We start from the raw sequence: 15485 nt of genomic DNA, 5'->3' as shown, positions 1-15485 counted from the left end.
TAAAGCGCTTTATATAAAAATATATTAATTTCAATAGAGTAATCTAAAAAGCAGTAGCTATTGCTTTAAATAAAATAGTTTTGTAATTCCTTAACTATAATACCAAAATAATAGAATAATGGTATAACAATTTTGAAAATCTGGATATTCTCGAGGTATTAATATATGTGAATAATCAGTATAAAAAATACAGAATTAATATTTGGTATTTATAGTGTAATCACAATGAAAACGAATGAAACGATTCATTTAATTTTAGGATAAGAGTTTAATATTTTGATTAGGGGCTAAAAACTCCCCTAATATGAGCTAAATAACAATTGCTACTTTAAATTAAAATAAGGATGCAAGAAATAGGAGAAGAGATTAAGTATGGTGCGTGACGTTAGGCAGAAATCGATTTCATAATCGAGGGATTGTCTGGACTAACGGTTGTCAGTTACAACTGGAACTGTGAGACCACGGTGGGATACCCAAATAAATCCCATGACTAGATGGCTATTAATACTCCCTCATGCATGATTGGCAACAAATGTGTGTGAAGCGGGGGGAAGTCGCATCGAGTAGCCCTAACAGATTATGCTGAGGAAAGGTTAAACATACTGCGAAAGTGATGCGGATAGGGAGCTATATATGATTAGAATTTGAGTAATCAATGACGAACTACCGAATGTACACCTCGTAAATCAATTCCTAGAAATGGGTGAAAATATATTATCTCCAAAGCAAATATCATACAGTTTGTGATGGATAAAGCTAAAGGGTTGTTTTAACTGAATTTTAAGTGGTAATCGGGGTAAAGGTAGAATCTAAGTATAGTTTTATATACCTAACAGTTTCGGAACGTCAGAAGTCCCTAACGATTTAGTAATAACTTGGGAATCAGATATATATTAAGCTGTGAAAGAGTTATGAATAGGGATGGCAGTAGGGGTGTATTACCAATGAAACTCTGATAATAAAGAGTGGAGGGAAGGCCCTAAGTCTAATAAAAAGAGCGTGATAGGCAGTTCTTTCATTAGATGGAACGCCGTGTGCGATGAAAGTTGCATGCACGGTGTGGGGTAGGGGAAAAGCTGGAGATAGTATCAAAGGTTTACCTATTACTATTATTTTAAAAAAGTAACTTCGATTTTTTCGATTTTGATGATATTGCTGTTCACAATTGGTCAGAGTTTATTACCTATAATAGCAAATGCACAAGAGTTAAATACAACAGATTTTGTGGATAGCTTTTCAATTAACAAAACAGAACTAAGATATGGAGAACGTACTGGAATAAACGTAACCTTTAGCGATAAATCGGGAAATAATATGAAGTCTGGAGATACTTTAACGTTAGCACTTCCAAAAGAACTAAAAGGGTTTAATGCAACGATCCCATTAAATGATGAGCAAGGTAATAATTTTGCTACGTGTAAAGTTAATTCTAGTAATGTTACATGTTCATTTAATGATGTGGTTGAGAAACTTCATAATATTAGAGGCCATTTTAACTTTACAGTTCAAGCTACTAATGTAGAAGTAGATCAAACAAAAGAAATTGAAACAAATTTAGGAACAAATCTAGAGAAACAATCCGTTACAATTAAAGGACCAAGTGGTGGTACAAGTCCTGGAGAGTATCCGTTTTTTTATAAAACAGGTGATATTCTTCCGGAAGCTACTGATAGGGTACGTTGGTTTCTAGGGATTAACTCAAATAAAGAATACTTAGGTAGCGATATTGTTGTTTCTGATAGTTTAGAAGAGGGACAAACATTAATTAAAGATAGTTTTGAAATAACAGTTAATAATAACGAACGACTATCGGTTCAGCAGTTTCAAGAGCAAGGGTATGGGTTTGTTCAATTTAACGGGGATAATGCATTTAAAATCGTAATTTATAAGAATGCTGGCAGTGCTAAATCTTTTGGAGTTTATTATAAAGCTACTATAACGGATAGCGGGAAAGCAAAAGAGTTTTTTAAGAATGATTATCAAGTGGATTATCAAGTGTTATATAAACAACCAGTTTCTGAATCTGGAAGTGCTAAGGTTAAAAACATAACATCAGAAGGCGGCGCTCAAGGTGATTTACCTCGAAAAGGAACGTTAAGAATTGTTAAGTACATTAAAGGTCATGAAGAAAAAGTAATCCCGAATGTTACGTTTAAGTTGTTTCAAGAGTCGGGAGAACAAATTGGGGATAAACATACAACAAATGGTCAAGGGATAATTGAAATTTCTAATTTACAACCAGGTAAATATTATGTACAAGAAGTTTCGGCACCAGACTATGTTACGTTTGATCCACAAGTAAAGGTAAACTTTGAGGTTAAAGCAAATGCTGTAAATGGAGTTAAATTGCCAATTTCGAATGAAATGAAAACAACATCCATTGTGGGAATGAAAACATGGAACGATAATAATTCACACGCACGTCCGAAAACGATCAAAGTAGACCTTTTACAAAATGATCAAGTCATCGCAACGCAAGAAGTAAGTGAAGCAACGAATTGGAAATATGCGTTTACCGACTTAGCAGCTTACGATGGAGAAGGCAAAGCATACAAGTATGAAGTGAAAGAACAACCAGTAGAAGGATATCAATCAGAAGTGAATGGTTATGACATCACAAATACAAAAGTAGGCCAAACAAAAGTAGAAGGAAAGAAAACATGGAAAGACGATAACGCAAAAGATCGTCCGGAAAAAATCCAAGTAGAGCTTCTACAGAACGGAAAAGTCATCGCAACGCAAGAAGTAAGTGAAGCAACAAATTGGAAATACGCATTTACAGACTTAGCGGCGTACGATGGGGAAGGAAAAGTCTACAAGTATGAAGTGAAAGAACAACCAGTAGATGGATATCAAACAGAAGTAAACGGTTATGACATCACAAATACGAAGGTAGGCCAAACGAAAGTAGAAGGAACAAAAACATGGAACGATAATAATTCACCAAATCGTCCAAAAACAATCAAAGTAGACTTACTTCAAAGTGGTCAGGTCATCAAAACAAAAGAAGTAAGCGAAGTAACAAGTTGGAAATACGTATTTGCAGATTTAGCAGCTTACGATGGAGAAGGCAAAGCATACAAGTATGAAGTGAAAGAACAACCAGTAGATGGATATCAAACAGAAGTGAATGGTTATGACATCACAAATACGAAGGTAGGCCAAACAAAAGTAGAAGGAAAGAAAACATGGAAAGACGATAACGCAAAAGATCGTCCGGAAAAAATCCAAGTAGAGCTTCTACAGAACGGAAAAGTCATCGCAACGCAAGAAGTAAGTGAAGCAACAAATTGGAAATACGCATTTACAGACTTAGCGGCGTACGATGGGGAAGGAAAAGTCTACAAGTATGAAGTGAAAGAACAACCAGTCGATGGATATCAAACAGAAGTAAACGGTTATGACATCACAAATACGAAGGTAGGCCAAACAAAAGTAGAAGGAACAAAAACATGGAAGGATAACAATTCACCGGATCGTCCAAGTGTAGTAAAGGTAGACTTATTACAAAATGGTAAAGTAATAGACACAAAAGAAGTAACAGCGAAAACAAACTGGATGTATACATTTGAAAAACTCCAAGTATACGATGCGAACGGGGTAGCTTACATCTATACAGTGAAAGAACAACCAGTCGAAGGATATCAATCAGAAGTAAACGGTTATGACATCACAAATACAAAAGTAGGCGAAACAAAGGTAGAAGGAACGAAAACATGGAACGATAATAATGCACCAGATCGTCCAAAAACAATCAAAGTAGACTTACTTCAAAATGGTCAGGTCATCAAAACAAAAGAAGTAAGCGAAGTAACAAGTTGGAAATACGTATTTGCAGATTTAGCGGCATACGACGAAGAAGGAAAAGCATACAAGTATGAAGTGAAAGAACAACCAGTCGAAGGATATCAAACAGAAGTAAACGGTTATAACATCACAAATACAAAAGTAGGCGAAACAAAGGTAGAAGGAACGAAAACGTGGAAGGATAACAATTCACCGGATCGTCCAAGTGTAGTAAAGGTAGACTTATTACAAAATGGTAAAGTAATAGACACGAAAGAAGTAACAGCGAAAACAAACTGGATGTATACATTTGAAAGACTCCAAGTATACGATGCGAACGGGGTAGCTTACATCTATACAGTGAAAGAACAGCCGGTAGATGGTTATCAAACAGAAGTAAACGGTTATGACATCACAAATACAAAAGTAGGTGAAACAAAAGTAGAAGGAGCGAAAACGTGGAAGGATAATAATTCACCAGATCGTCCAGAAAAGATCAAAGTAGACCTTTTACAAAACGGTAAAGCCATCGTAACGCAAGAAGTAAGCGAAGCAACAAGTTGGAAATACGCATTTACCGATTTATTAGCATACGATGGAGAAGGAAAAGCATACAAGTATGAAGTGAAAGAACAGCCGGTAGCTGGATATCAAACAGAAGTAAACGGTTATGACATCACAAATACGAAGGTAGGCCAAACGAAAGTAGAAGGAACGAAAACGTGGAAGGATAACAATTCACCGGATCGTCCGAAAACAATCAAGGTAGATTTAATCCAAAATGGTCAATTCATCGCAACACAAGAAGTAAGTGCAAAAAATGACTGGAAATACGCATTTACAGAATTAGCGTCATATGATACCGAAGGAAAGGCATACAAGTATGAAGTGAAAGAACAACCAGTCGAAGGATATCAAACAGAAGTAAACGGTTATGACATCACAAATACGAAGGTAGGCCAAACGAAAGTAGAAGGAACAAAAACATGGAACGATAATAATTCACCAGATCGTCCGAAAACAATCAAGGTAGATTTAATCCAAAATGGTCAAGTCATCGCAACGCAAGAAGTAAGTGAAGCAACAAATTGGAAATACGCATTTACAGACTTAGCGGCGTACGATGGAGAAGGAAAGGCATACAAGTATGAAGTGAAAGAACAACCAGTCGAAGGATATCAAACAGAAGTAAACGGTTATGACATCACAAATACGAAGGTAGGCCAAACGAAAGTAGAAGGAACGAAAACGTGGAAGGATAACAATTCACCGGATCGTCCGAAAACAATCAAGGTAGATTTAATCCAAAATGGTCAAGTCATCGCAACGCAAGAAGTAAGTGAAGCAACGAATTGGAAATATGCATTTACAGAATTAGCGTCATATGATACCGAAGGAAAGGCATACAAGTATGAAGTGAAAGAACAACCAGTAGCTGGATATCAATCAAAAGTAAACGGTTATGACATCACAAATACAAAAGTAAGCCAAACAAAAGTAGAAGGAACGAAAACGTGGAAAGACGATAACGCAAAAGATCGTCCGGAAATGATAAAGGTAGACCTTTTACAAAACGGCAAAGTAATTGATACAAAAGAAGTAAGTGAAGCAACAGAATGGAAATATACATTTACAGATTTAGTGGCATATGACGCCGAAGGAAAGGCATACAAGTATGAAGTGAAAGAACAACCAGTAGCGGGATATGAATCAAAAGTAGAAGGTTATGACATCACAAATACAAAAGTAGGTCAAACAAAAGTAGAAGGAACGAAAACGTGGAAAGACGATAACGCAAAAGATCGTCCGGAAGCAATAAAAGTAGATTTACTACAAAATGGTAAAATTATCGCAACACAAGAAGTGAGCGTAGCCAGTGATTGGAAATACGTATTTACAGACTTAGCTACGTCCGATGCCGAAGGAAAAACCTACAAATATGAAGTGAAAGAACATCCAGTTGATGGGTATCAATCAGAAGTAAACGGTTATAATATCACAAATACAAAAATCAAAGGTGAATCGGTAGTAGTTCCTAAAGAAAATACGTCTCAAAAGGGTGATGTAGGGGAACTGACTACAAAAGAAAGTGATCAAAAAACATCGTTACTTCCTAATACCGGGAGAACAATCTGGAAGGAATTCATTTCATTTACTGGAGGTATTTTGCTTTTAGTGTTAGGAGGATTTATATTTACTCGAAAAAAATTAAATAATTAATTAATATATCTCATATTTCTATAACCCGAGTGATTGACAAATTACACAGTCATAACTCGGGTTATTTTTTATCTAGTGAAAATAATTATATATGAACTAATTCTGATAAAATGGATAATATAGGTATGAATATCAAACATTTTATTGCATTAATTGAATTATTTTTAAGGTACTTATAGAATATGTTTTCATTCAAATCCTTATTTATTAATAATCCCACTGTATATTTTTTATAAATATAGAAGGCTTAACTATTATTCAATATGGAAATTTAGGTAATATTATTCAGTATTTGTAATTAATCATGTTATTCTAATAATAGATTTCTATAAAGCGAGTGATTACATGAGTATTTTCATTTTAGAAGATGATGTCATACAAGCGCAGCAAATGAAGCGGTTAGTTGAAGAGATTTGCGAGAAATATATGTTGCCTTTTGATTTTATTGAGGTAACTAGTAAAAGCGAAAAGATCATTACTAATATTCCTAAGGCGACTTATGTCCCAATCTACTTTTTAGATATAGAGATTAAAAGGGAAGAACGGAAAGGGTTACACGTGGCGCAAGAAATACGAAAGTATGATACGCAAGGAATTATTGTGTTTGTAACGACACATTCTGAATTTGCACCTATTTCATATCAATATATGGTATCAGCATTAACTTTTATTGATAAAGGGTTGCCATATGAGGAGAGATATAAAGTTTTTGAACAATGTTTACTTCAATATGAAGCAAGAAATAAGCATATTATTCCGTCCGATGACTTTATCGTTGAAAATAGTAATGCCACTGTGCGGGTTCCTTTTCATGAAGTTGAATATGTTATGACTGATGAACCGCACCGTTTAGCATTAGTGACGTTAGATCGAATCGTTTATTTTTATGGAACTTTAAAGGAAATTGAAATAATAGATGAACGTTTATTTCGTTGTCATCAATCATATATCGTGAATACGAAGCAGATGTTTTCTTACGATGCGAAGCAAAAAATGATAGTTTTAAAAAGTGGGAAACGTATTCCGGTATCACGTCGTTTAGTGAGTAAAGTACGTAACATGTTAAAGGGTGAGATGTAATGTATATTTATGATTTATTTGCAATACTGCTTACTAGTATGTGTCATACTTTTTTATACATACAATTAATCCGGTACAACAGATTGTCAGTTAGAATGTTAATAGCTTTAAGTGCAGTATTCATTATTTTACTTGCTATAGTCGTAACAGTAACGAGATATCCAGAGTTGAATAGTACGATTGTATTATTTTTAATAAGTTTAGGATTAATGCAAAATGAATTGAAATTTAAGCATAATGTATATTTTGCACTAGTGAGTATGGTGATAATAACGTTAGTGAAAATGTTGCTTTTCGATTTAGGAATGAAAATCTTTATGTTAACGCCATTCAATTTATATTTATGGACTGGTAGCATGATTCATCTTATCGTATCAATCCTTACCTTTATCGGTATTTTAGTAGCGCGTAAAAGAATTCAAAAAATCGCTCAATATATAGTAGGTAGTCCGTTATACTATGTAACTTATATATTATTAATTATCGGATTTGTTATTGAACTAATTTTAACTCAGCCATCAACTGATTTTTTAGCACAATTAAATCAACAATACAGTGAAGTAAGTTATATTTCAGCGATTATTATATTTTTATTATTACTAATCATTGTGCTTATAAGCTCACACTTATCGAAAGAAAAGTTACGAGAAGAGCATGAAAAACGTTTGGATAAAGAGTTATTAGATTATGTGGAGAAATTAGAGGATATGCATGATGAGCTTGCTAGTTTCCGTCATGATTATATGAATCTATTACTATCGTTAGAAGAGGGAATACGTACAAAAAATGTGAAAGAAATTGAGCAAGTGTATTATGACGTTATAGCTCCCACATTAAAAACAATAAATGATCATGAACTTGATATCGTAAAATTATCTCGCATACAAATTCCTGAAGTAAGAAGCGTATTAAGAGCAAAAGTTAGCACTGCCCAGCAGCAACAAATAAAAGTAATGCTCGATATACCAGAGAACATTGAAAGTGTTTTGATGACGATTATTTCATTTATTCGCATCATTTCAGTTTTAGTAGACAATGCAATTGAAGAAGCGACACATAGTGAAGAAAAGATATTGCAAATCGCATTCTTTGAAATGGATTCACGACAATATTTTATCGTGCGTAATAGTTCTAAGAGTGAAGAGATTGATTTACAAAAAATTTATGAGAAAAGCCATTCAAGTAAAGAAGGGGCTAGAGGATACGGGTTATTTTCGTTAAAACGTATCATAAATAAAACAAATAATGCGACGTTAGAAACAAGTTATATACGTCCATATTTCACCCAAACCTTCATATTAAATGACCATTTATGATGAAAATGAAACCGAATAAGAAATAACTACATACTTTCTTCACTCGATTTTATACAATTCAAGTAAGAGGTGAAGCGAGATGAATGGTCTTATTTTTACAACAATGATTAGCTTTGGTTTACCACTTATAGCACTTTTATATGCTTTTTGGAAGAAACGCTCTATTCCATATATGTTAGGTGTATTGGCTTTTGTTGTATCACAAATATTGATTCGCATACCAATACTGAATTATGTAAATGGAACTAGCACAAAATTTCAAATGTTTTCTGTTATGCAGCCTATACTATTTGTACTTTTGCTTAGTTTATCAGCTGGAATTTTTGAAGAGGTGGCCCGTTTTATCGCGATGCGTTATTTTATGAAACAACGAGATTGGAAGTCTGGTTTTTTATTTGGAGCAGGGCATGGTGGTATTGAGGCGGTGTTGATAGTCGGTATCCCGGTAATATCCCTATTATTATCACAAACAGTCATCCAAAATGGTGACAGCTATTATCTCGGCGGTATCGAGCGTATTTTTGCGATGGTATTACATGTGGGGCTTTCCTTCATCGTATTGCAAGCTGTCGTCCAAAAGAAATTTCGTTATGTTGTGTATGCAATTCTCATCCATGGAACTGCAAATGCATTAGCTGTCATTTTATCGCTATATGTACCAGGGAAAAACGGGATCATTATGTCAGAAGTTTCAATAGTGATTTGTGCTTTACTCGTTTTTAGTTATAGTATCATTTTAAAAAGAAAGGGTGTATTAAAATGAGAAGAATGTTACTTATTATGATAAGTGCTCTTGCGGCGTTTGCACTTGCAGCATGTACCGGTAATAAAGTAGATGAAAGTACGTCAAAAAAGTTTATTCCGAAGGCGGAAGAAATTGTATCATTATTAAATGAGGCGAAGTATAAAGACGTGCATGAAAAATTTGATAGTAAAATGAAAGCTGGATTACCAGAAGAAAAAATGAAAGATCTTACACCTGTAATTGAGAAAGCTGGTGCGTTCGAAAAAATTGAGAAGAAATCGATTGAAGAAAAAGATGGATTATATACTGTGATTCTTGTAGCGAAATATAGTAAGGAACAACGGACGTATATTATAACTTATAATGACAAAGAAGAAATAGCAGGTTTATTTATTAAATAACAACAGATACAGTGGAAGTCTCCGCTGTATCTGTTGTTTTTGTTTTAACCAAATTATGGTTATTTGTGCTAATATGAACTTATAGCTATATAGAAGGGGTGGGTTAGTATGAAAACTGAACTAGTTCCTAAAAAGAAATACAGTATAATAAGCTACATATCTTTACTCATCGGTATTTTATGTTTTCTGTTCGTTTTTATAACACCGACAAGGATAGCCAATGCAGGTAATATAGTGGGAGATTATATTACAGTTGCTCTCACAATGGGAGGTATCATACTTTCTGTCATTACGATGACGAAAAAAAATGAGAAGAAGGGAATTGCTATTCTTTCATTAATACTGTCCTTATCATTCTTTATATTTTGGATCATTGCAATTATTTTATTGTTTACTGGTCAAATTAGTTTTGCGCCGTAATGTGCAATAAAAAGAGTCCTTCTCGTATGAAGGACTCTTTTTATTCGCTTTCTTCTGGTTGATATTCTAAAATATCCCCAGGTTGGCATTCTAATGCTTTACAAATGGCTTCTAAAGTTGAAAAACGGACTGCTTTTGCTTTACCATTTTTCAAGATCGAAAGGTTAGCCATTGTAATTCCAACCTTCTCCGAAAGCTCTGTTACACTCATTTTTCTTTTCGCTAACATTACATCAATATTAATAATAATTGCCATATTATTCACCTCAGACCGTTAAATCATTTTCTGATTTTATATCTATCGCATCTTTTAATAGTCTTTGGAGAACGGCAGCAAAGACCGCGATTACCATTGAAGCAAAAATTATAATCATTCCAATAATAATAATACCAGGGGCGTCATCTCTCTCTGCCACAAGATAGAAAAGTGGCATACCTAATACATATAATACACTAATTGCTAGTGCACTGTACTTAATATTTTTTAAAGCTTTAACAGACAACTCTGAGAATGCGTTGTTTTTATCAATATAGTTTAAAAGCTTAAATGTTTGGTACAGTGCGAAGTAATAAGGTATTGCTGTCGCGTATAAATTGATAAATACAAGATATTTAATATATGCCATTTCCGGATATAATTCAGCAGCGAAATTCCCTATGTTAGGGACTAAAAAAATGCACATAGCAAGAACAGGGATACCCATTAGAATCACAGCTGTCTTTAAGAAAAGTGTTGATCCTTGTTTCATAAAAAGCACCTCATTTATTTAATATCTTATTAATTTACCATGAAATTTATTGTTTAACAATAAATTTTTATTTATTTTAATTGGAGATTTGTTGTTAAGCAAGTTAATGATGGGAAATCTTTTTTATAAGATAGATGAACTATACCGACATGTAATGAATGAGAAAGTTACTATTGTTAGCTTTATAAGAATTGGGAACTAATAAAACATATATAGGTTGTGAAAAGTAAAAGGAAACCAGAACTTTGTATGTAAATGAATGTGAAACAAATGGAGGCGCAATAATGTCGGAGTTAGCTTTAAAGATGAAGAGATTACTGTTATTAGGCACAATCACACTAAGTATGTTATGTACTGAAAGTTTGATGAATTATCATACAGTGGAAGCTAAAGTGAAAAAAGTAGAACGGAAGCCTAAAAATGTAATCATAATGGTTATGGACGGCACAAGTTCTACAGCAACTACATTAGCTCGCTTGTATAAAGGGAAAGCACTTGCATTAGATGAAATGGTAACAGGAGGAGTGCGTACATATTCGGCGGAATCAGCTATAACAGACTCAGCTCCAGCAGCTACAGCTTTAGCGACGGGGAATAAATCAAATTCAGGATATGTAGGTGTATTACCTTCTATTGTAAGTTCGCCCGGCTTAAAACCAATAAAAGAAGAGGACAAGTTACGGCCAGTTGCCAATGTTTTAGAAGGTGCCAAACGTACTGGTCGCGCAACTGGAATTGTTGCTACAGCTGAAATTCAGCATGCTACTCCGGCCGGGTTCTCTGCTCATCATGTAAACCGCAAGCGTTTTGATGTAATTGCGGAGCAACAAGTATATCAAAATATAGATGTCGTATTAGGCGGGGGAAAAGCGGCACTGCTACCTATAAAAAGAAAAGATGGTGAAGATTTAGTAAAGGTGATTCAAAACAAAGGATACGACTTCGTTGAAACGAAACATGAATTATTGAAATCTAAATCAAAGAAAATTTGGGGTTCTTTTTCACATAATGCTTTAGCATTTGATATGGATCGTGAAGCAACAAATCCGGAGCAACCAACACTTTCTCAAATGACGGAAAAAGCAATTCAAACACTATCAAAAGATAAAGATGGATTCTTTTTATTTGTGGAAGGAAGTAAGCCCGACTGGGCAGCTCATGTGAATGATCCAATTGGGATGATTAGCGATGTATTGGCATTTGATGAAGCGGTAGCAAAAGCATTACAATTTGCAAAAAAAGATGGTAATACGATGTTAATAGCTGTAGCTGACCATGGTAACAGCGGTATTTCTATCGGAAACACGAATACGACAAAAGGTTATAATACTACGCCGGTCTCTTCATACATTGATCCATTGAAAAAATCGAAAATGACACTTGAAGGGACTACAAATAAACTGAAATCTGATTTATCAAATGTAGAAGATGTAGCTAAATTATACGGTTTGGACAATTTAACTTATGATGAAAAAGAAAGATTAAAAGTGGCTAAAAAGAAAATAGATATAGGTCCAATTTTCACTACAATATTGGCTAACCGTGCAAACATAGGCTTTACAACAGGTGGCCATACAGGTGAGGATGTTTTTTTATATTCTTACGGTCCTAAAAAGCCATCAGGTTTGATCCAAAACACAGATGTTGCAAAGACGATGGCGAAAGCAATGGGCTTTAACTTAGAAGAAGTAACAAATAAATTATTTGTAGAGAGTGAATCAGCCTTTAAGCAGAATGGTGCAACTGTAACAATAGATAAAACTGATGTAGCGAACCCTGTACTCATAGTAAAACATAATAATGTAACAGCTCAATTATTTGTTAACAAAAATATAATTCGTATTAAGAATAAAGATTATGAATTAAGAAGTGTTGTTGTAGAAAGTAATGGTAAGTTCTATGTACCAGAAGAAGCAAGCCGTTTATTCATAAAGCATTCCCTTTAAAAAAAAGCCAATTCCTTAGCTACTACTAAGGAATTGGCTTTTTTGGTGTAGGTGAGATTTCACTCGAAAAAAAGGAAAGAGAATCATAATTTCTAGAATTGACTTTCTGTAAAGGTACCCTACTTTATGTTTTTCACCCTTCAAAAAATATTTCTCAACATTTAAGACTTTTAAAAATATTGAATATTCGCATTATAACGAATATTATGTTCCTATCGGCAAAAAAAGATAATTTGCAACCACTGGGGAGGAAGAGCATTGAAAAAGAATAAGAAGTTAAAACCATTATCAGTTTTAGCAACAGCGGCAGTGCTAAGTAGTACGTTTGCTTTTAGTCATGCAGCCTATGCTGATACACCACCATCTCTACCGATTGATGAGCATTTAATACCTGAGGAGCGTTTGGCAGAAGCGCTGAAACAACGGGGGGTAATTGATCAATCTGCATCACAAGCTGAGACATCAAAGGCTGTCGAAAATTATGTTGAGAAAAAGAAAGGGGAAAACCCTGGAAAAGAAATCTTGACAGAAGATAACCTTACGCAAGAAGCTTCAGATTTTATGAAAAAAGTAAAAGATGCAAAAATGAAGGAGAATGAACAGGCGCAGCAGCCAGAAGTAGGACCAGTTGCTGGACAAGATGCAGGGGTGAATTCTAGAAAATTAAATGGAAAAGTACCTACTACACCAGCGAAGCAAGCTGAGTACAATGGAGCTGTCCGAAAAGATAAAGTACTCGTTTTACTCGTAGAATTTAGCGATTTTAAGCATAATAATATTGATCAAGAGCCGGGTTACATGTATTCTAAGGACTTTAATCGTGAACATTATCAAAAAATGTTATTTGGTGATGAGCCATTTACGTTATTTAATGGTTCGAAGATTAATACATTTAAACAATATTATGAAGAACAATCTGGCGGAAGCTACACAGTTGATGGAACTGTGACGGAATGGCTTACTGTTCCAGGAAAAGCGTCAGATTATGGTGCGGATGCGGGAACTGGTCATGATAATAAAGGGCCTTTAGGGCCACGTGATTTTGTGAAAGAAGCATTAAAAGCAGCGGTAGCAAAAGGTATCAATTTAGCAGACTATGACCAATTTGATCAATACGATCAAGATGGTGATGGAAATAAAAACGAGCCAGATGGAATTATTGACCACTTAATGGTTGTACATGCGGGCGTGGGTCAAGAAGCTGGCGGCGGCAAATTGAAAGATGATGCAATTTGGTCTCATCGCTCAAAACTAGGATCGAAGCCATATGCGATTGATGGTACAAAATCTAATGTATCAAACTGGGGCGGAAAGATGGCTGCATATGATTATACAATCGAGCCTGAAGACGGAGCGGTTGGTGTGTTTGCACATGAGTATGGTCATGATTTAGGCTTACCAGATGAATATGATACAAAGTATTCAGGACAAGGTGAACCAGTTGAATCATGGTCTCTTATGAGTGGCGGTAGCTGGGCTGGAAAAATTGCAGGAACAGAGCCAACAAGTTTCTCACCGCAAAATAAAGAGTTTTTCCAAAAGAATATGAAGGGGAACTGGGCGAATATCCTCGAAGTAGATTATGACAAACTTCGTACGGGAATTGGTGCTGCAACATATTTAGATCAAAGTGTTACAAAATCAAAACGACCAGGAATCGTTCGTGTTAACTTGCCAGACAAAGATATTAAAAATATCGAATCGGCATTTGGTAAGAAGTTTTATTATAGTACAAAAGGAAATGACATTCATACAACACTTGAGACACCGGTATTTGACTTAACGACTGCAACGGATGCTAAGTTTGATTATAAGGCATTTTATGAACTGGAAGCGAAGTATGATTTCCTTGACGTAAATGCGGTTGCAGAAGATGGAACGAAGACACGAATTGATAGAATGGGCGAAAAAGATGTAAAAGCCGGTATAGATACAACGGATGGTAAGTGGGTTGATAAATCATACGATTTAAGTCAATTCAAAGGAAAGAAAGTAAAACTACAGTTTGAGTATGTAACAGATATTGCGGTAGCTTATAAAGGATTTGCGTTAGACAATGCAGCATTAACTGTAGACGGAAAAGTTGTTTTCTCTGATGACGCAGAAGACCAGTCAGCAATGACGCTAAAAGGATTTACTGTGTCAAATGGATTTGAACAGAAAAAACATAACTACTATATTGAGTGGCGAAATTATGCTGGTTCTGACACGGCGTTACAACATGCACGCGGTCCAGTATTTAATACAGGAATGGTTGTATGGTATGCAGATCAAAGCTTTACAGATAACTGGGTAGGTGTTCATCCAGGTGAAGGTTTCCTTGGGGTAGTAGATTCCCATCCAGAGGCAATCGTAGGAACATTAAACGGACAACCAACTGTGAAGAGTAGTACACGTTATCAAATTGCCGATGCGGCATTCTCATTTGATCAAACGCCAGCATGGAAAGTAAATTCGCCAACTCGCGGCATCTTTGACTATAAAGGATTACCAGGCGTTGCAAAATTTGATGACTCTAAGCAGTACATCAATAACGTCATTCCAGACGCTGGACGTAAGTTGCCAAAACTAGGATTGAAGTTTGAAGTAGTAGGTCAAGCGGAAGACAAATCTGCAGGTGCAGTTTGGATCCATCGCTAAAATAAAATAAAATAAAATAAAATAAAATAAAATGAAATGAAGAGGAGCTGTCATAAGTTGGTGAAACCTGACTTGTGGCAGCTCTTTGTTTTTTTATAAATGAAATGTTCCATCAGTCCAATTATAGAAGCTTTTTTGGCCGTAAGTAATTTGTAAGTAATGAGTAAGAAAAAAGAGATTTT

General features: G+C 35.0%; 10 protein-coding genes. 8 read left to right on the top strand and 2 right to left on the bottom strand.

Going from position 1 to position 15485, the window contains the following annotated elements; all coding sequences use genetic code 11:
- Positions 1–1146: 1146 nt before the first annotated feature.
- The 6 genes from KI369_RS22370 (at position 1147) to KI369_RS22345 (ending at position 9968) form a co-directional block, all read left to right on the top strand.
- Complete coding sequence (locus KI369_RS22370; protein ID WP_212957437.1) at positions 1147–6006, top strand: Cna B-type domain-containing protein; 4860 nt, start codon at positions 1147–1149, stop codon at positions 6004–6006.
- A 345-nt stretch (positions 6007–6351) separates the two neighbouring features.
- Positions 6352–7086 carry a LytR/AlgR family response regulator transcription factor gene (locus KI369_RS22365; protein ID WP_212957436.1) on the top strand — a complete coding sequence of 245 codons (735 nt, stop codon included), beginning with the start codon at positions 6352–6354 and terminating at the stop codon, positions 7084–7086.
- Positions 7086–8402 carry a GHKL domain-containing protein gene (locus tag KI369_RS22360; protein WP_212957435.1) on the top strand — a complete coding sequence of 439 codons (1317 nt, stop codon included), beginning with the start codon at positions 7086–7088 and terminating at the stop codon, positions 8400–8402. Before KI369_RS22365 ends, KI369_RS22360 begins: the two co-directional genes overlap by 1 nt.
- A gap of 79 nt (positions 8403–8481) precedes the next feature.
- Entirely contained in the window at positions 8482–9165 is a 684-nt protein-coding gene (locus tag KI369_RS22355) for a YhfC family intramembrane metalloprotease (protein WP_212957434.1), read from the top strand.
- Positions 9162–9548, top strand: a complete 387-nt coding sequence (locus tag KI369_RS22350) for a DUF3887 domain-containing protein (protein WP_212957433.1) — start codon at positions 9162–9164, stop codon at positions 9546–9548. Before KI369_RS22355 ends, KI369_RS22350 begins: the two co-directional genes overlap by 4 nt.
- Positions 9549–9656: 108 nt before the next feature.
- Positions 9657–9968, top strand: a complete 312-nt coding sequence (locus KI369_RS22345; protein ID WP_212957432.1) for a hypothetical protein — start codon at positions 9657–9659, stop codon at positions 9966–9968.
- 40 nt (positions 9969–10008) lie between these two features.
- Here the strand turns inward: KI369_RS22345 and KI369_RS22340 are convergent, their stop codons facing one another.
- Positions 10009–10224 carry a helix-turn-helix domain-containing protein gene (locus tag KI369_RS22340; protein WP_000974621.1) on the bottom strand — a complete coding sequence of 72 codons (216 nt, stop codon included), beginning with the start codon at positions 10222–10224 and terminating at the stop codon, positions 10009–10011.
- 10 nt (positions 10225–10234) lie between these two features.
- Entirely contained in the window at positions 10235–10717 is a 483-nt protein-coding gene (locus tag KI369_RS22335) for a DUF2975 domain-containing protein (protein ID WP_000809105.1), read from the bottom strand.
- 284 nt (positions 10718–11001) lie between these two features.
- Between KI369_RS22335 and KI369_RS22330 the strand changes: the two genes are divergently transcribed.
- On the top strand, positions 11002–12663 hold the full coding sequence (locus KI369_RS22330; RefSeq protein ID WP_212957431.1) for an alkaline phosphatase: 1662 nt from the start codon (positions 11002–11004) through the stop codon (positions 12661–12663).
- Between the two features lie 258 nt (positions 12664–12921).
- Positions 12922–15303: an immune inhibitor A domain-containing protein gene (locus tag KI369_RS22325; RefSeq protein ID WP_212957430.1), complete on the top strand. Its 2382-nt coding sequence runs from the start codon at positions 12922–12924 to the stop codon at positions 15301–15303.
- Positions 15304–15485 lie beyond the last annotated feature (182 nt).

It is taken from the genome of Bacillus sanguinis (genome assembly GCF_018332475.1).
GTDB classification, from domain to species: Bacteria; Bacillota; Bacilli; order Bacillales; family Bacillaceae_G; genus Bacillus_A; species Bacillus_A sanguinis.
Note: the sequence above shows the minus strand (reverse complement) of the source record. Positions and strands in the feature narration are given on the sequence as shown.

Excerpts from the sequence above, each read along its gene's own strand:
- KI369_RS22340 (WP_000974621.1), bottom strand. The coding sequence starts at position 10,224 with ATGGCAATTATTATTAATATTGATGTAATGTTAGCGAAAAGAAAAATG.
- KI369_RS22360 (WP_212957435.1), top strand. The coding sequence starts at position 7,086 with ATGTATATTTATGATTTATTTGCAATACTGCTTACTAGTATGTGTCAT.
- KI369_RS22350 (WP_212957433.1), top strand. The coding sequence starts at position 9,162 with ATGAGAAGAATGTTACTTATTATGATAAGTGCTCTTGCGGCGTTTGCA.
- KI369_RS22345 (WP_212957432.1), top strand. The coding sequence starts at position 9,657 with ATGAAAACTGAACTAGTTCCTAAAAAGAAATACAGTATAATAAGCTAC.
- KI369_RS22330 (WP_212957431.1), top strand. The coding sequence starts at position 11,002 with ATGTCGGAGTTAGCTTTAAAGATGAAGAGATTACTGTTATTAGGCACA.
- KI369_RS22335 (WP_000809105.1), bottom strand. The coding sequence starts at position 10,717 with ATGAAACAAGGATCAACACTTTTCTTAAAGACAGCTGTGATTCTAATG.
- KI369_RS22365 (WP_212957436.1), top strand. The coding sequence starts at position 6,352 with ATGAGTATTTTCATTTTAGAAGATGATGTCATACAAGCGCAGCAAATG.
- KI369_RS22370 (WP_212957437.1), top strand. The coding sequence starts at position 1,147 with ATGATATTGCTGTTCACAATTGGTCAGAGTTTATTACCTATAATAGCA.
- KI369_RS22355 (WP_212957434.1), top strand. The coding sequence starts at position 8,482 with ATGAATGGTCTTATTTTTACAACAATGATTAGCTTTGGTTTACCACTT.